Annotated in this window: 19 protein-coding genes; 12 read left to right on the forward strand and 7 right to left on the reverse strand. The window is 72.4% G+C overall.

Annotated elements, in window-relative coordinates; all coding sequences use genetic code 11:
- Nucleotides 1-93: 93 nt before the first annotated feature.
- Nucleotides 94-1,902, forward strand: a complete 1,809-nt coding sequence (locus ACFV4P_RS30365) for a bifunctional metallophosphatase/5'-nucleotidase (RefSeq protein ID WP_380476585.1) — start codon at nt 94-96, stop codon at nt 1,900-1,902.
- Between the two features lie 55 nt (nt 1,903-1,957).
- Here the strand turns inward: ACFV4P_RS30365 and ACFV4P_RS30370 are convergent, their stop codons facing one another.
- From ACFV4P_RS30370 to ACFV4P_RS30390, 5 genes are all read right to left on the reverse strand, one after another.
- Nucleotides 1,958-3,334, reverse strand: coding sequence for a sensor histidine kinase (locus tag ACFV4P_RS30370; RefSeq protein ID WP_380476587.1), 1,377 nt, complete (start codon nt 3,332-3,334; stop codon nt 1,958-1,960).
- A gap of 59 nt (nt 3,335-3,393) precedes the next feature.
- Nucleotides 3,394-4,170 (reverse strand): response regulator transcription factor, encoded by a 777-nt coding sequence (locus ACFV4P_RS30375; RefSeq protein ID WP_380476589.1) that lies wholly within the window; start codon nt 4,168-4,170, stop codon nt 3,394-3,396.
- A 73-nt stretch (nt 4,171-4,243) separates the two neighbouring features.
- On the reverse strand, nt 4,244-5,353 hold the full coding sequence (locus ACFV4P_RS30380; protein WP_380476591.1) for a S1C family serine protease: 1,110 nt from the start codon (nt 5,351-5,353) through the stop codon (nt 4,244-4,246).
- 101 nt (nt 5,354-5,454) lie between these two features.
- Nucleotides 5,455-6,495 carry a LacI family DNA-binding transcriptional regulator gene (locus tag ACFV4P_RS30385; protein WP_073811626.1) on the reverse strand — a complete coding sequence of 347 codons (1,041 nt, stop codon included), beginning with the start codon at nt 6,493-6,495 and terminating at the stop codon, nt 5,455-5,457.
- A gap of 148 nt (nt 6,496-6,643) precedes the next feature.
- On the reverse strand, nt 6,644-7,375 hold the full coding sequence (locus ACFV4P_RS30390) for a response regulator transcription factor (protein ID WP_380476594.1): 732 nt from the start codon (nt 7,373-7,375) through the stop codon (nt 6,644-6,646).
- A 541-nt stretch (nt 7,376-7,916) separates the two neighbouring features.
- On the opposite strand from ACFV4P_RS30390, the gene ACFV4P_RS30395 reads away from it, so the two are divergent.
- The 5 genes from ACFV4P_RS30395 to ACFV4P_RS30415 all read left to right on the forward strand — a co-directional run bounded on the left by ACFV4P_RS30395 (nt 7,917) and on the right by ACFV4P_RS30415 (nt 11,022).
- Nucleotides 7,917-8,222: a MoaD/ThiS family protein gene (locus ACFV4P_RS30395; protein ID WP_380476596.1), complete on the forward strand. Its 306-nt coding sequence runs from the start codon at nt 7,917-7,919 to the stop codon at nt 8,220-8,222.
- A gap of 123 nt (nt 8,223-8,345) precedes the next feature.
- Complete coding sequence (locus ACFV4P_RS30400; RefSeq protein WP_380476597.1) at nt 8,346-9,008, forward strand: DUF2993 domain-containing protein; 663 nt, start codon at nt 8,346-8,348, stop codon at nt 9,006-9,008.
- Between the two features lie 509 nt (nt 9,009-9,517).
- Nucleotides 9,518-10,351 carry a sulfurtransferase gene (locus ACFV4P_RS30405; protein WP_380476599.1) on the forward strand — a complete coding sequence of 278 codons (834 nt, stop codon included), beginning with the start codon at nt 9,518-9,520 and terminating at the stop codon, nt 10,349-10,351.
- Between the two features lie 39 nt (nt 10,352-10,390).
- Complete coding sequence (locus ACFV4P_RS30410) at nt 10,391-10,681, forward strand: DUF1416 domain-containing protein (protein WP_035864892.1); 291 nt, start codon at nt 10,391-10,393, stop codon at nt 10,679-10,681.
- A 62-nt stretch (nt 10,682-10,743) separates the two neighbouring features.
- Nucleotides 10,744-11,022, forward strand: a complete 279-nt coding sequence (locus ACFV4P_RS30415) for a DUF3099 domain-containing protein (protein WP_380476601.1) — start codon at nt 10,744-10,746, stop codon at nt 11,020-11,022.
- Nucleotides 11,023-11,026: 4 nt separating this feature from the next.
- Here ACFV4P_RS30415 and ACFV4P_RS30420 read toward each other — a convergent pair whose 3' ends face one another.
- Nucleotides 11,027-11,389 carry a DsrE family protein gene (locus ACFV4P_RS30420; protein WP_380476603.1) on the reverse strand — a complete coding sequence of 121 codons (363 nt, stop codon included), beginning with the start codon at nt 11,387-11,389 and terminating at the stop codon, nt 11,027-11,029.
- A 254-nt stretch (nt 11,390-11,643) separates the two neighbouring features.
- On the opposite strand from ACFV4P_RS30420, the gene ACFV4P_RS30425 reads away from it, so the two are divergent.
- From ACFV4P_RS30425 to ACFV4P_RS30435, 3 genes are all read left to right on the forward strand, one after another.
- Nucleotides 11,644-12,228 (forward strand): FABP family protein, encoded by a 585-nt coding sequence (locus ACFV4P_RS30425; RefSeq protein WP_043915577.1) that lies wholly within the window; start codon nt 11,644-11,646, stop codon nt 12,226-12,228.
- A 77-nt stretch (nt 12,229-12,305) separates the two neighbouring features.
- Entirely contained in the window at nt 12,306-12,752 is a 447-nt protein-coding gene (locus tag ACFV4P_RS30430; protein WP_380476605.1) for a Fur family transcriptional regulator, read from the forward strand.
- Nucleotides 12,753-12,821: 69 nt separating this feature from the next.
- Entirely contained in the window at nt 12,822-13,778 is a 957-nt protein-coding gene (locus tag ACFV4P_RS30435; protein WP_380476607.1) for a YgfZ/GcvT domain-containing protein, read from the forward strand.
- 17 nt (nt 13,779-13,795) lie between these two features.
- On the opposite strand, the gene dtd is transcribed toward ACFV4P_RS30435, so the two are convergent.
- Nucleotides 13,796-14,227, reverse strand: coding sequence for a D-aminoacyl-tRNA deacylase (dtd, locus tag ACFV4P_RS30440; RefSeq protein ID WP_380476609.1), 432 nt, complete (start codon nt 14,225-14,227; stop codon nt 13,796-13,798).
- A 346-nt stretch (nt 14,228-14,573) separates the two neighbouring features.
- Here dtd and ACFV4P_RS30445 point away from each other — a divergent pair, with 346 nt between their 5' ends.
- The 3 genes from ACFV4P_RS30445 (at nt 14,574) to ACFV4P_RS30455 (ending at nt 16,412) form a co-directional block, all read left to right on the forward strand.
- A complete protein-coding gene (locus tag ACFV4P_RS30445; protein ID WP_380476611.1) occupies nt 14,574-15,092 on the forward strand; it encodes an ABC transporter substrate-binding protein in 519 nt (172 codons plus the stop codon).
- A gap of 58 nt (nt 15,093-15,150) precedes the next feature.
- Nucleotides 15,151-16,101 (forward strand): asparaginase, encoded by a 951-nt coding sequence (locus ACFV4P_RS30450; protein ID WP_380476613.1) that lies wholly within the window; start codon nt 15,151-15,153, stop codon nt 16,099-16,101.
- Nucleotides 16,102-16,196: 95 nt separating this feature from the next.
- Complete coding sequence (locus tag ACFV4P_RS30455; RefSeq protein WP_380476615.1) at nt 16,197-16,412, forward strand: dodecin; 216 nt, start codon at nt 16,197-16,199, stop codon at nt 16,410-16,412.
- Nucleotides 16,413-16,524 lie beyond the last annotated feature (112 nt).

Raw genomic sequence — 16,524 nt, forward strand, 5'->3', positions numbered from 1 at the left:
GTTCCTGACAGCTACGCGCGTGGACTCTAGGCTGCTCCCCGATACAACGCCAGGCCGCCGTCCACCGCGGCCCCGACGGTGCAGGGGACCCTCATGCCCATTTCCGGATCCACCGGCCACCGCAGGACCGCGCTCGCGGTCGCCGCGGCCGCCGCCCTCCTCGGCTCGATGGCCCTGCCGGCCACCGCCGAGGCGCACGGGCACGGCCAGGACAAGCCCAAGTACGAGGACCTGCAGCTCCTCGCCATCAACGACCTGCACGGCAGCCTGGAGCCCCCGGCGGGGTCGTCCGGCACCGTCAACGAGATCGACCCGACCACCGGCAAGACCGTCGCCACCCCCGCCGGCGGCGTCGAGTACCTGGCCACCGCGCTGCGCGACGCCCGCCAGGGCCACCCGAACAGCGTGACGGTCGCGGCCGGCGACATCATCGGCGCCAGCCCGCTGATCTCCGGCCTGTTCCACGACGAGCCGACCATCGAGGCGATGAACAAGATCGGCCTCGACGTCACCTCGGTGGGCAACCACGAGTTCGACGAGGGCTCGGCCGAGCTGAAGCGCATGCAGGACGGCGGCTGCCACCCGACCGACGGCTGCTACGAGAAGGGCCGCAAGTTCGAGGGCGCGGACTTCCCGTACCTGGCGGCGAACGTCACCAACGAGAAGACCGGCAAGCAGCTGCTCAAGCCGTACTGGGTGAAGAACGTCCGCGGCGTCAAGGTCGGCTTCATCGGCGTGACCCTGGAGGGCACCCCGAACATCGTCACCGCCGCCGGCGTGCAGGGCCTCAAGTTCGACAACGAGGTCGCGACGATCAACAAGTACACCGCCGAGCTGAAGCGCCAGGGCGTCAACTCGGTGGTCGCGCTGATCCACGAGGGCGGCCTGCCGGCCAGCAGCGTCTACAACTACGACTGCGGCTCCGGCGGCTCCGGCATCTCCGGCCCGATCGTGGACATCGCCAAGCGCCTCGACCCGGCGGTCGGCGCGGTCGTCACCGGCCACACCCACAACTCGTACGCCTGCATGATCCCCGACCCGAACGGCGTGCCCCGCTCGGTGACCAGCGCCGCCTCGTTCGGCCGCCTGTACACCGAGATCGACCTCAAGCTGGACAAGCGCACCGGTGCCATCGTGCGTCCGTCGGTGACGGCGGCCAACCACGTCGTGCGCCGCGACGTGCCCAAGGCGCCGGACATGACCAAGCTGATCGACCGGTACAGCAAGCTGTCCGCCCCGATCGCCAACCGGGCCGTCGGCTACATCAGCGCCGACATCAACGGCCGCGGCTCCACCGACCTGGAGAAGCCGCTCGGTGACGTGATCGCCGACGCGCAGCTGGCCGGTCTCGCGCCCGCCGACAAGGGCGGCGCGCAGGTCGCCTTCATGAACCCCGGCGGCATCCGCTCGGACCTGGTCTACAAGGCGTCCGGCAGCGAGGGCGACGGCGTGGTGACCTACGGCGAGGCGTTCACCGTCCAGCCGTTCACCAACATGATGCAGGTCAAGACCCTGACCGGCGCCCAGCTGGTCCAGGTCCTGCAGCAGCAGGTCTCCGGCTCCAACACGGCCGCCCCGAAGATCCTGCAGATCTCCTCCAACCTCAACTACACGCTGGACCTGAACAAGGCCGGCGGTGACCGAGTGATCGTCGACTCGGTCCGCCTGAACGGCGCCCCGGTCGACCCGAACGCCACCTACCGGGTCGCCGCCAACGAGTTCCTGGCCGGCGGCGGCGACGGCTTCCCGGCCTTCGCGGCCGGCACCGACAAGCTCGTCGGCGCCTCCGACCTGGACCTGTTCAACACGTACCTGACCAACCACAGCACCGCCACCGCCCCGCTGACCCCGCCGGCCCAGAACCGGATCAAGGTCATCGGCGTCGGCCAGTCGATCGGCTGACGCAGCAGTAGCCAGGAAGGGCGGGGCACTTCGGTGTCCCGCCCTTCGGCCTGTCTCAGCGCGGGTCGTCCGGCTGCCCGGGCAGCACCATCACCGCCTGCGTGCCGGGGCCGCCGTCCGAGGCGGGACCGAGCGAGACCTGGCCGCCGGTGTCCCGGACGGTCTGCGCGACGATCGACAACCCCAGTCCGGAGCCCGGCAGTTGGCGGGAGGACGGGGAGCGCCAGAAGCGGTCGAAGACGAAGGGGAGTTCGTCGGCCGGGATGCCCGGGCCGTGGTCGCGGACCGTCAACCGGCCCGCGCGCAGCCGGACTTCGACCGTGCCGGACGGCGGCGAGTACTTCACCGCGTTGTCCAGCAGGTTGATCACCGCCCGTTCCAGGGCGGCCGGGTCGCCGTGCACGTACCAGGGGTTGACCTCGGTGAGGAAGGTGAGCGCCGGGCCGCGCAGTCGGCCGCGCTCCAGCGCGCGTTCCACCGTCTCGTGGAACGGCACCACGGTGCGCACCGCCTCCGGGTTCGGGGTGTCCGGGCGGGAGAGCTGCAGCAGGTCGCCGATCAGCACGGTCAGTTCCTGCATCTGCGCCTTCATGTTGCCCAGCATCCGCGCCCTGGTCTCCGGCGGCAGGGCGCGGCCCTGCGCGTCGGAGCGGATCAGCAGGTCGACGTTGGTGCGCAGCGAGGTGAGCGGGGTGCGGAGTTCGTGGCCGGCGTCGGCGATCAGGCGGGTCTGCCGCTCGCGGGAGTTGGCGAGGGCGGTGGACATCGAGTTGAAGGAGGCGGAGAGGCGGGCGATCTCGTCGCTGCCGTTGACCGGGATGGTGCTGCCGACCTCCTCGGTGCGGGCGATGTGCTCGACGGCGTCGGTCAGTTGATCGACGGGCTTGAGCGCGGACCGGGCGACGACCCGGCCGGCGACACCCGCCCCGATGACGCCGAGACCGGCCACGCCGGTCATCAGCAGGGCGAGGTTGTTCAGCGACTCGTGGACGTTGCTCAGCGAGGTGGCGGTCAGCATCACCGCAGGTTTGCCGCCCACCGAGGCAGGGATCACCCGGATCAGTGCCGGCTTGCCATCGGTGTACCGGCCCTCCCGGTAGGTGGCGCGGTTCGGGCTGCCGGCCTTGAGGTCCGAGGGGACGGTGTCGATGACCCGGGTCGAGCCGGGCGTGAAGCACACCCGGTTGTCGGCGGTGACCACCTGGATGTCCCACATGTTCCGATGGAGGCTGTCGGTGTTGGGCGGCAGCGCGGCCAGCGCGTCCTGGGCGTTGTCGGCGCAGGGCCCGAGGACGAGCTCCCGGCCCGGCAGCGGCCTGGGCGCTTCCGCCAGATCGTTCCGGGCCTGCTGGTACAGGCTGTCGCGCACCACGAGCCAGCATGCCGCCGCCACCACCGCGATCGCCACCGCCACCGCGGCAGCCGTGAGCATGGCCAGCCGGCTCCGCAGCGATCTGCTGCGGAACCACCCCGTGAGCCGGCCGATCTGCTTCACGCCGCTGCGCCGCTGGTGACGGCGCGCAGGGCGTAGCCGACGCCGCGGACGGTCTGGATGATGCGGGGCATGCCGTGCTGCTCGGTCTTGCGGCGGAGGTACATGACGTAGACGTCGAGGGAGTTGGAGGAGGGCTCGAAGTCGAAGCCCCAGACGGCCTTGAGGATCTGTTCGCGGGTGAGGACCTGGCGCGGGTGGGAGAGGAACATCTCCAGCAGCATGAACTCGGTGCGGGTGAGTTCGATGGTGGTGCCGGCCCGGGTGACCTCGCGGGTCGCGGTGTTCATCCGCAGGTCGGCGAAGGCCAGCACCTCGCCGTCGTCCTCGTCGGCGGCGGTGCGGGCGGCGGCCTCCGCGGCGAGTGCGTTGCGGCGGAGCAGGGCGCGGACCCGGGCGAGGAGTTCGTCGAGCTCGAATGGCTTGGCGAGGTAGTCGTCGGCGCCGACGTCGAGTCCGGTGACGCGGTCGCCGACGGCGTCCCGGGCGGTGAGCATCAGCACGGGGACGGTGTCGCCGCGGGAGCGCATCCGGCGGACGGCGGTGAGGCCGTCCATGCGCGGCATCATGATGTCGAGCAGGACCAGGTCGGGGTGTTCGCGTTCGACGGCGGTGAGGGCCTCGTAGCCGTCGGTGGCGGTGGTGACCTGGTAGCCCTCGAAGGCGAGGCTGGATTCCAGCGCGTCGCGCAGGGCGGGTTCGTCGTCGACCACGAGGACGCGGGCGCCGCCGCCCGGGGCCTCGGCAGGAGTGCGGTCGTCGGCGGGGGGAGTCATCGGCGCGGGGCCCTTTCTGAGTCCGGTGCGGTCGTGGCCATTGTCCGTCGCTCGGGGACGGAACCGGCGGGTGTCAGAGGTTCTTGCCGGCCTGCATCTGCGGCAGCACCTGCTTGACGCTGTTGATCGGGATGGCGAAGCCGAGGCCGACGCTGCCGGCCTCCGAGGAGCCGGTGGAGCCGGAGCCGCTCGCCGAGTACATCGCCGAGTTGAGGCCGATGACCTGGCCGGCGGTGTTGATCAGGGGTCCGCCGGAGTTGCCGGGGTTGAGCGCGGCGTCGGTCTGCAGCGCCTGGTAGCTGGCGGTGTCGCCCTTGGAGGCGCCGGAGGTGCCGTTGGCGCCGGTGGAGCCGCGCAGGCCGGGCAGGTTGGGGAAGCCGAAGCCGCCGTTCCCGCTGGTGGTGCCCTCGTCGACCTGGACGGAGACGGTGCGGTTCTTGGCGGAGATGATGCCGGAGGTGACGGTGCCGGTGAGGCCGTCGGGGTTGCCGATGGCGACCACCGGGTCGCCGACGGCCGTCGCGTCGGAGTCGCCGAGCACGGCGGTGGTGAGGCCGCTGACGCCGGAGGCGGTGATGACGGCGGTGTCCAGGGACTTGTCGGTGCCGGTGACGGTGGCCGAGGCGGTCCGGCCGTCGTGGAAGGTGACGGTGGTACGGCCGCCGCCGCTCACCGCGCCGGAGATGACGTGGTAGTTGGTGAGGATCTGGCCGTCGCCGGTGAGGATCACGCCGGTGCCGGTCGCGGTGCCGCTGCCGGTCTGCACGGTGATCTGGACGACGGCGGGGGAGACCGTGGCGGCGATCGCCGAGACGTTGGCGCTGCCGTTGGCGTCGGCCGCCACCGGACGGGTCTGGGTGCTGCCCGCGGCGGTGCTGGAGCTGCTGCTGCGGTCGTTCGCCAGGACGCCGCCGGTGACGCCGCCGAGCAGGGCGGCCACCGTGGCGACGGCGGTGACCAGCGCGAGGCGGCTCTTCAGCAGGCCGCGGCGGGCGCGGTGGCCGGGGCCGCCCGGCGGAGGCGGCGGCAGCTCGGGGCCGGTGGCGAAGGCGGTGGGCGGGAGTGCCGGGTGCCCGGGGTGCACGGGGTACGGCTGCTGCTGCGCGGCCGGCGGCGTCGGCGGGAGCCAGCCCGCGCCGCCGTCCTGGGGGTGAGGCTCGTGGGTGCTGCGGTGCTCGCTCATGGGGATGACGTTCCGCCCGCTTCATGAACGTTCGATGAGAGGGCGGTACGAGTTCTCCGAGAAGCGCGTCAGTTTCTCATAAAGCCTGGTCAGGCCGGGGATCAGGCGGGGTCGCCGGAGCAGCCGCAGGAACGCCGCACGACCAGCCGGGACGGGAACTTGCGGACCCGTTCGGTGTCGCTGCCGGGCACCATCAGCGAGTCGTCGAGGACCAGGTCGACGGCGGCCCGGGCCATCGCGTCCCGGTCGGAGGCGACGGTGGTGAGCGGCGGGTCGGCGAACCCGGCCTCTGGGATGTCGTCGAAGCCGGCCACCGCGAGGTCCTTGCCGACCTTCAGGCCGAGTTCGCGGGCGGCCCGCAGCACGCCGATCGCCTGGTCGTCGGTGGAGCAGAAGATCGCCGGCGGCCGCCGGTCGGAGGAGAGCAGCTCCAGCGCGACCTGGTAGGCGCCGTAGCGGTGGAACGGGGCGTCGATCAGGTGCGGCTCGGTGGGCAGGCCGTGCGCGGCCATCGCGAGCTCCCAGCCGGCCACGTGGTCGATGACCGGGTCGCCGGGCGCGGGCGACTCCACCGGGCCGCCGAAACATGCCACGTACGGGTGACCGTGCACTTCGAGCAGGTGACGGACGACCAGTTCGGAGCCGCCGACGTCGTCGGTGACCACGGCGACGTCGTCGATCGCCTCGGGGCGGCGGTGCAGCAGCACCACCTTGGCGCCCTCCATCGCGGCGAACTCCTCGGCGGCGCGCTGCGAGGGGCCCTGGCTGACCAGGATCAGACCGGAGACCCGCATGCCGAGGAAGGCGCGGACGTAGTGCACCTCGCGGTCGTCGACGTAGTCGGAGTTGCCGATCAGCACGAGCTTGCCGCGCTCGGAGGCGGCGCGTTCCACGGCGTGCGCCATCTCCGCGAAGAACGGCTGCCGGGCGTCGGGGACGACCATGCCGATCAGGTTGGTGCGCCGGGAGGCCATCGCCTGGGCGACGGAGTTCGGGCGGTACCCGAGCTGCTCGATCGCGGCCAGCACCTTTTCCCTGGTGGCCGGGGCGACCGGCCGGGGACCATTGTTGATCACATAGCTGACGACCGCGGTCGAGGTCCCAGCCAGTCGGGCTACATCGTCGCGCGTCACCTTGGCCACGGGGGGAGTCTACGCGGGTGGCGCGGCGCGTCGAGCCCGGGCCGGACCTGGTGGGACGGGGTGCCGGAGGGGACCGATCGGGACCGAATCGGACCGATCCGGGCAAGCCGGGCGAGGGGGTGGCACCGCCCGGCCGTCCCGCGGCCGATCAGCGTTCGCGGTGCGCGGCGGCTCTGCCCGGTTCCGTCCGCTCGGCGCTCCTGTCGGTCCGCTCCGGGACCACGAAGCGGTAGCCGACGTTGCGTACGGTGCCGATCAACTGCTCGTTCTCGACGCCGAGTTTGGCCCGCAGCCGGCGCACGTGGACGTCCACGGTGCGGGTGCCGCCGAAGTAGTCGTAGCCCCACACCTCCTGGAGCAGCTGGGCCCGGGTGAACACCCGGCCGGGGTGCTGCGCCAGGTACTTGAGGAGCTCGAACTCCTTGAAGGTGAGGTCGAGGACGCGGCCCTTGAGCCTGGCGGAGTAGGTGGCCTCGTCGACCGACAGGTCGCCGTTGCGGATCTCCATCGGGGAGTCGTCCACGGCGACCTGGAGGCGGCCGAGGGCGAGCCGCAGCCGGGCCTCGACCTCGGCCGGGCCGGCGGTGTCCAGCAGCACGTCGTCGATGCCCCACTCGGCGGTGACGGCGGCCAGGCCGCCCTCGGTGACGACCAGGATCAGCGGGCTGCCGATGCCGGTGGACCGCAGCAGCTGGCAGAGGCTGCGGATCTGCGGCAGGTCGCGGCGCCCGTCGACCAGGATCACGTCGGCGTTCGGGGTGTCGATCAGGGCGGATCCCTCGGCGGGGGCCACCCGGACGCTGTGCAGCAGCAGGCCGAGGGCGGGCAGCACCTCGGCGGAGGGTTGCAGGGCGTTGGTCAGCAGGAGCAGTGAACTCATACCTGGCCAGTCCCCTTTCCGGGTCGTCGCGGTCGCGGCCGCCGCGGGGACGGCGGGCGCGGTACAGGGTGGGGGAGCGCCGACGGCCCGGAGGGAGCGGCGGCGGACGGGGCGGCGGCCGACCGGGGTTCGCGCATCCCCTGGCGTCCCGCTGCTGCCTCGTCCATCGGCGGTCCCTCCGCTCTGTCCGCCGGCGGCCGGCACGTCGTCGTGCGGTCGGCGGCGGGGCCGGTCCGGCGGCCGGTGCGGGTGGGGCACCGTGCGCCGGAACGTCCGACTGGCGTCCTGAAAGCACAAAAGGACCCGGGGGCGACTCTGCCCGGATCCCTCTCGGAATCGAGAATAGCCGACCGCCCTTGCGGTCGGGAGTGGCGCGGGCGGCGCACGGGCCCGCGAGGGGCCCCGGAACGGGTGAAGTACGACACCTTGCGCCCCCGTGATGACCTGGGAGGTTTGCCCGGCGGCGGGGGCCGGGGGCGATGATGGGGCCGCACCGGGCCGCTGCCGCCGTACCGGGCGAGGACCACCGAGAGGGGTTGCCGTGACCGCGACCGCCGATGCCCGTCCCACCTCGGATTCACCTGTGCGGGTGAACGGGACGGTCCGCTACTGGGCGGCCGCCAAGGTCGCGGCGGGCCGGGCCGAGGAGCCGTACCTGGCCGTCACGCTGGCCGAGGCGCTGGCCGCGGTGCGGGCCGAGCACGCCGGGCGGCCGGAGCTGCTGCGGGTGCTGGGCATGTGCTCGTACCTGGTGGACGGCGACCCGGTGGGCGGCCGGGAGCACGCCTCGGTGCCGCTGACCGAGGGCGGCACCGTCGAGGTGCTGCCGCCGTTCGCCGGTGGCTGAGCGCGGGTTCGGCGGAGTGCCGCACCGGAACCCGGGTATCCGTGCGATCGTCCTATGTCCGGGACCGGTTCGTCGACGGAGCGGTCCGGCCGGAGCCTTTCAGGGGGAACGATGCATGGCGCGGTGAAGCTGCTGATCGGACTCGGCGTGGTGGGCGGCCTGCTGGTCGCCGCCGACCGGGTGGCCGTCGGGGTCGCGGAGGACCAGGCCGCCGACGCCGCGGTCTCCTCCGGCTGGCTGACCGAGAAGCCGACCGTCGAGATCGGCGACGTCCCCTTCCTGACCAGCGCGGTCGCCGGGGAGCTCGACCAGGTCACGCTCTCCTCGGACGGGATGACCGTCACCGACGGCAAGGAGCACGTGACGGTGCACGCCTTCAAGGCCGACCTGTCCCAGGTGAAGTTCACCGACTCCTACCGGGGTGTGACGGTCGGACGCGGCGACGGCCAGGGCGTGGTCGAGTACAAGGACCTCGCCAAGTTCATGAAGGGCGGCGGCCTGCTCGGCCTGGAGTACGCCGGCCCCGGCGCCGTGAAGGCCTCGGTGCCCGGCGGCGGGATCGAGGGCAAGCTGCACAGCGAGGGCCCCGACACGATCGTCGTCGACGGCCTCCAACTCACCGGCACCGCCGCCTCGTTGAAGGGCCTGGCCGGAGACCTGCTGAAGCCCCAGAAGTTCCGGCTGACCGGCCTGCCCAAGGGCCTGTCGCTGGCCGAGGCCACCCCGGAGGCGGACGGCGTGCGGCTGCGCTTCACCGTCGCTCCCGGCACCACGCTCGGACACTGACGCCTGTCCGGTGGGCGAGACGGTCTGTCCAGCGCCGCCGGAGAAATCCTCCGCAGCACCGGTTCGCCCGGTCCCCGCACGGGGTCCGGGCCGGTCGGCATGCGGTGGAAAAGCGGTAAATCCCAGGATTCGAGCGATCTGGTCTCAGTATTCGACACGATGATGACAGCGCCCCTCCGGAGTCCCTAGCATCGTCGTCATGAAGCGACAGGCGGACCTCACAAAGCGGCGGGCGGTAGACCACTGCCGCGTGTCGAGCTGCCTGTGTCGAATGCGCTGACCGGGCGGTCCTGACCCCAGTCACGGCACGCCCGCCCCCGTCCCGACGCCGCGAACCGGCAGCATTTCCGCACCGGTGCGTCGGGGACGACGAGCACACCTCTCACGATCGGCCTCCCGGCTCTGCCGCACCTCACGCCGTCCCAGCATGCGGACAGGTGTGCGGACAACGCGGCCCGGGAGACCCTCCAGCAGCCTTCCGCCAACCGCCCCCGGATGGAGAATCAGCAATGAGCCGCACCGACGTCCTGGTCGATGCCGACTGGGTTCAGGCCCACCTGGACGACCCGAAGGTGGTCGTCGTCGAGGTCGACGAAGACACCGCCGCCTACGACAAGAACCACATCCGCAACGCGGTCCGGATCGACTGGCAGAAGGACCTGCAGGACCCGGTCCGCCGCGACTTCATCGACCAGGCCGGCTTCGAGGCGCTGCTGTCCGCCAAGGGCATCGCCAACGACGACACGGTGGTGCTGTACGGCGGCAACAACAACTGGTTCGCCTCGTACGCCTACTGGTACTTCAAGCTGTACGGCCACGGCGACGTCCGCCTGCTGGACGGCGGCCGCAAGAAGTGGGAGCTGGACTCCCGCGAGCTGGTCGTCGAGCAGCCCGAGCGGGCCGCCACCCAGTACACCGCGCAGCCGGCCGACTCCTCGATCCGCGCCTTCCGCGACGACGTGCTCAACGCGATCGGCACCCTGAACCTGGTCGACGTCCGCTCGCCCGACGAGTTCTCCGGCAAGCTGCTCGCCCCGGCCCACCTCCCGCAGGAGCAGTCGCAGCGCCCCGGCCACGTGCCGAGCGCGAAGAACATCCCGTGGGCGAAGAACGCCAACGACGACGGCACCTTCAAGAGCGACGACGAGCTGAAGGCGCTCTACGAGGCCGCGGGCGTCGACCTGGCCACCGACACCATCGCGTACTGCCGGATCGGCGAGCGCTCCGCGCTCACCTGGTTCGTCCTGCACGAGCTGCTCGGCCAGGAGAACGTCAAGAACTACGACGGCTCGTGGACCGAGTACGGCAGCCTCGTCGGCGTGCCGATCGAGCTCGGCAACTGAGCCCCGGCTCGCGCGAAGCAAGGAAGAGGGAGAACAGACATGTGCGGTGCGAAGGCCGGCGGCCCGGACCTGGCAGGAGTTGACGTGGCGAACGAGACGATCATCCAGGGTTCGGTGACCCGCAACGAGGAGCCGGTTAACGGCTACGTGCGGCTGCTGGACGAGAACGGCGAGTTCACCGCCGAGGTCCCGACCTCGGCGACCGGGCAGTTCCGGTTCTTCGCCCGCCCGGGCAAGTGGACCCTGCGGGCCCTGGTGCCCGGCGCCACCGTGGACCGCCAGGTGGTCGCCACCCAGGGCGAGTTCACCGAGGTCGCGATCGCGGTCTGACGACTGCGGAGAGGGCCCCGGACGTCTTACGGCGTCCGGGGCCCTCGGCCTACCCTGGAAGCGTGCAGGCACACCGGCGGCATGTGCGCTACTTCGTGATGATGGGCGTCTGCCTGGGGCTGTTCGTCCTCGCGTGGGGCGTGGTGCGCTTCTACTCGGTCGGCGCCGCCATCGGCATGTGCGTGGTCGCCATGGTGATACCGCCGCTGGCCGCCGTCCTCGCCAACCGGCGCGACAAGGACGACGACTGGTGGAACGACCCGCGCTGGGACGACCCGCACTGGGAGCAGCGCGGCCACGACCGGGACCGGCCGGACCGCGAGCCCCCCGACGAGCGGTAGCGGATCAGTAGACGAGCGCCTGGGTGTCGTCCGCCATCACCTCGGACAGGAACACCTGCGCGCCGGCGATCCGCACGCCCTCGATGACGTCCGCCGGGCCGATCTCCCGGCGCGCCGCGCACTGGGTGCACAGGGTGACGGAGCCGGCGGCGAGGATCGCCTCCAGCAGATCGGGCAGCGGCGCGGCGTGCGGCAGCTCGAACTCGGCGGCCTTGCCGGGCAGCGCGAACCACGAGGACTCACCGGTGAGCCAGAGCGAGACCGGCACGCCGCTGGCGACCGCGACCGAGGCGACCGTGAAGGCCTGCGAGCAGCGCTCCGGCGCGTCCGCACCGGCGGTGACCTTGATGACCAGCTTCTTCGACATGCCCCAGAGACTACGGCCGCAGGGGCCGCCCGATAGACTCCCGGCCGTAGTGGAAAGCCCCGTTCCTCCGTCGAACCCGCCCCTGGGAGCACACCGTGTCCGGTCTTGAGATCTTCTTCGAAAGTGTCCTGGTTCTGGTGGCCGTGCTGATCACCTGGTTCGCCATCTTCTCCGTGATGAAGCTCTACCAGGGCCAGCGCTGAGCACTGCCGTACGGTTGAGCCGGTAACCGTCCGACGACAGCAGCCAGGACCATGATCGAGATTCCTTCCGACCTCCACCGGGACGTCGTCCCGCTCGCCTTCCTCCTCGGTACCTGGGAGGGCGCGGGCGTCCACGACTTCCCCGGCTCGGAGAAGTGCAACTTCGGCCAGGAGATCGTCTTCCGCCACGACGGACGACCCTTCCTGGAGTTCCGCTCCCGTACCTGGGTGCTCGACGAGCAGGGCGAGAAGGTCCGCCCGCTGGAGATGGAGCACGCCTTCTGGCGGGTGACCAGCAACCAGCACGGCACCAGCGGCGAGCGCGAGATCGAGGTCTCCTCGGTGCGCGACGACGGCACCGTCGAGATCTGGTACGGCAAGCTGCACGACGGCAAGCCGCAGATCGACCTGGCCACCGACGCGGTCGCCCGGATCGAGGGCGCGGCCCCCTACAGCGGCGGCAAGCGCCTGTTCGGCCTGGTCAAGGACGAGCTGCTGTGGGTCGGCGAGAAGGCCGCCCCCGAGGTGCCGCTGCGGCCGTACATGTCGGCGCAGCTGAAGAAGGTGCTCAACCCGGCGCAGCTGATCAAGGACGTCAACGACCTCCCGGACGACGGGATCGCGTTCTTCCGCTGAGCGTGACCGAGTGGGGGACCGACCGGGCGGTCGGTCCCTACACTGGTCGGCACGACCTCTCAACGGGCAGGGACACCGTGGCGAACACCGACACCACCGACTGGAAGGCCGACCTGCGCGAGCGCGGCTATCGGCTGACTCCGCAGCGCCAGCTGGTGCTGGAGGCCGTCGACGTGCTCGACCACGCCACCCCGGACGAGATCCTGGTGCACGTCCGCCGCACCGCCAGCGGCGTGAACATCTCCACCGTGTACCGGACGCTGGAGCTCCTGGAGGAGCTCGGCCTGGTCTCGCACGCCCACCTCGGGCACGGCGCGCCCACCTACCACCTGGCGGGTCGGCACACCCACCTGCACCTGGTCTGCCGGGACTGCGACCGGGTCACCGAGACCGACACCGCGATCGCCGCGCCGCTGATCGACAGCCTGCGCGCCCAGCACGGCTTCGACACCGACCTGAAGCACTTCGCCATCTTCGGCCGCTGCGGCGACTGCACGGCCAAGGTGGAGCACCCGCAGTCGTAGACCGCGGTCGTAGCCTGCCGTTGTGGACCCCGGCCGTGGACCGCGGCCGCCGGTCGTAAGCTGGCCGGTATGAAGAGCCCGCTGCTTGAGCTGCCCGGCGCCGTCGCCGCCGAAGGTCCCGACGAGGGCGTCGCCGCCCACTACGGCGACCTGTTCCGCGAGCAGCGCGAACTGGCCGCCGGCCGCGGCTTCGTCGACCTCTCGCACCGCGGCGTGATCACCGTGACCGGCCCGGACCGGCTGAGCTGGCTGCACCTGCTGCTCACCCAGCACGTCAGCGAACTGCCGCCGCGGCAGGCCACCGAGGCGCTGGTGCTGTCCCCGCACGGCCACGTCGAGCACGCGCTCTACCTGGTCGACGACGGCGCCACCACCTGGATCCACGTCGAGCCCGGCACCGCGCCCGCGCTGGTGGCGTACCTGGAGTCGATGAAGTTCTGGAACCGGGCCGAGGTCGCCGACGCCACCGCGGACTACGCCGTGGTGTTCCTGCCGGCCGGCTCCACCGCGGCCGCCGACCGGGCCGCCGCGGTGCGCGAACTCCCGTGGGGCCGCGACCTGTTCCTGCCGCGCGCCGAACTGGCCGAGGCGGTCGCCGAGTTCGGCCCGGCCGCGGGCGTGTGGGCGTACGAGGCGCTGCGGATCGAGGGGCACCGGCCGCGGCTGGGCTTCGAGACCGACCACCGCACCATCCCGCACGAGGTGGACTGGCTGGGCAGCGCGGTGCACCTGAACAAGGGCTGCTACCGCGGCCAGGAGACCGTCGCCCGGGTGCACAACCTGGGCCGTCCGCCGCGCCGGCTGGTCTTCCTGCACCTGGACGGCACCGAGGAGAAGCTGCCCGCGCACGGCGCCGAGGTGCGGGTGGACGGCCAGGAGCGCCCGGTCGGCTTCGTCACCTCCGCGGCCCGCCACCACGAGCTCGGCCCGGTCGCGCTGGCCCTGGTCAAGCGCAACACCCCGGTGGACGCGGTGCTGCTGGCCGACGGCGTGCCCGGCAGCCAGGACGTGATCGTCCCGGCCTGAGGCCGCCGTTCCTCGGCTCAGACCTCCAGCAGGACGGTGAACGGGCCGTCGTTCACCAGCGCGACCTTCATGTCGGCGCCGAACCGCCCGGTCTCCACCTTCGCGCCCAGCGCGCGGAGTTCGGCCACCACGGCGTCCACCAGCGGTTCGGCGACCGGGCCGGGGGCGGCGGCGTTCCAGGTGGGGCGGCGGCCCTTGCGGGCGTCGCCGTACAGGGTGAACTGACTGATCACCAGCAGCGGGGCGCCGAGCTCCGAGCAGGACTGCTCGGGGCTGCCGGGGAACAGCCGCAGCGTCCAGAGCTTGCGGGCCAGTTGGGCCGCCTGCGCCGGAGTGTCCTCGTGGGTGACGCCGACCAGGACGCACAGGCCGGGCCCCTCGATCGCGCCGACCGTCCCGCCGTCCACCGTCACGGTCGCCTCGGCGACCCGCTGCACCACTGCTCGCATGCCGCCCATTGTGCCCGCACGCCCGTCCGGGGGGCGCGTGGCCCCGAGTTGCACGCCGGGGTCGCACATGATGCGCCCCGATCGGTGCAGGTGAGCCCATGGCGCGGATTCTTCGTACTAGCCAGGGGTGTTCGCCAGGGGGCCGTTCGGGTACTCGGGCGTGCGGGTCCGGGTCCCGGGGTGGCACGCTGTCCGACGGCCCGGAGCCATCCGGGCCCCGAGTGGGCGTCCGCCGTCCCGGCGAACCGCGTCACCCGCACGAGTGGCATCGCCCACCGGGGGAACCCTGGATGACGGGCGGTCCCGCGACCGGCGGGCACAGGTACTACGGCAGGTGGTCGGACTGATGGACGTGAGCGCGATCGACGAACTGGCCGGCCTGGCCCTGGAGCAACTGCGGGTGCTGCGCCGGGACGCCCTGGAGCAGGAGGCCGACCTGTCGTACCTGCGCCGCCTGCTGCACGGCCGGATGGACATCCTGCGGGCCGAGCTCCAGCGCCGGGAGATCCCGTTGGCCGGCGCCAGCGAGGCGCAGTGCGCCCTGCTCGACCGGCTGCCCGCGATCCTCGCGGACGCCCCGTCCGCCACCCGCCGCCCGGCCCGGCACCTGACCCTCGGCCCGCCGCGCGGCGAGCGCTACCGGCTGGAGGCGGACGCCCTGATGGGCGACGTCCAACTGGCCGACCTCGGCGCCCACGCCACCGCCGACCTGCTGGCCGCCGTCGAACGGCTGGCCGAGCACGAACGCGAGGTGTCCGACCGCCGCCAGACGCTGCAACGGACCGCGGACGACTGCGGCGCGGAGATCACCCGCAGGTACCGTGAGGGGGAGGCCCGGGTCGAGGACCTGCTCGGCGGGAGCTGAGCGGGCGGGACGCGGCCGGGCCCGCACCCACCCTCGTCGCATTCCTGGAGACCCTCCCGTGTCGCAGTCCGTCCTGCCCGCCCTCGCCGAGGTCATACGCTCCGGCTTCACCGAGGGCCGCCACCGCGGTTCGCTGGTCCTGCTCGACGCCGACGGCACCGTCGCGTACGCGCTGGGCACCCCCGAGCAGCCGGTCTACCCGCGCTCCACCGCCAAGCCCTTCCAGGCGGTGGCCACCCTGCGGGCCGGCCTCGCCCTGCACGGCGAACAGCTCGCGCTGGCCGCCTCCAGCCACTCCGCCGAGCCCTTCCACCGGGCCGCGGTCCGCCGCATCCTGGCCGACGCGGGCCTCACCGAGGCCGCCCTGCGCACCCCCGCCGACCTGCCGCTGGACGAGGTCGAGGCGGAGGAGCTGCTGCGCTCCGGCGGCGAGCGGGCGCCGATCCTGATGGACTGCTCCGGCAAGCACGCCGGCTGGCTGGCCGCCTGCGCCGCCAACGGCTGGGACCTGGCGAGCTACCTCGACCCCGAGCACCCCATCCAGCTGCTGGCCCGTACGGCGCTGGAGGAGGCCACCGGCGAGCAGGCCGCGCACACCGGCACCGACGGCTGCGGCGCCCCGCTGCTGGCCGTCTCGCTGACCGGCCTGGCCCGCGGCTACCGCGCCCTGGTGCTGGCCGATCCCGGTACCGAGCAGCGCCGGGTCGCCGACGCGATGCGCGCCCACCCCGAGTACGTGGCCGGCACCCGCCGCCCCGACACCTGGCTGATGCGGGCGGTGCCCGGCGCGCTGTCCAAGATGGGCGCCGAGGCCGTCCAGGTGGTCGCGCTGGCCGACGGCCGGGCCCTCGCCTTCAAGATCGAGGACGGCGCGGAGCGGGCCCGCGGCCCGGTGCTGGCCGCCGCGCTGCGCCGGCTGGGCGTCCAGGACCCGGTGCTGGAGCGGATCGCATCCTCCCCGCTGCACGGCGGCGGCCAGGTGGTCGGCGAGGTCCGCGCGGCGTTCTGACGCCCCGCCGGGTGAAGCCGGGATGCCCGTCCCGGCCCGCTGGTGCACGGTGGACGGCGGGGGATCCCGCCACCGCCGCACAGGGAGTACTCGCCATGTCCGACCACACCTACCGGGTCACCGAGATCGTCGGCTCCTCGCACGAGGGGGTGGACGCCGCCATCCGCAACGGCATCGCCCGCGCCGACCGCACACTGCGCAACCTGGACTGGTTCGAGGTGGTGCAGGTCCGCGGCCACATCGAGGACGGAGCGGTCAAGCACTTCCAGGTCGGCCTGAAGGTCGGGTTCCGGCTCGACGACGACGACTGACCGGCCGCCGAAAAACCTGCGAGGGGCGGGGGTGCGCAAAACGGAACCCCCCCCCCCCACCCGGGGTTTTGGGCCCCCCCCAGGGCGTGGCGGGGCACTTGGCGCCCAGCAC

Origin of the sequence: Kitasatospora sp. NPDC059795, from assembly GCF_042732175.1 — a bacterium.
GTDB lineage: Bacteria > Actinomycetota > Actinomycetes > Streptomycetales > Streptomycetaceae > Kitasatospora.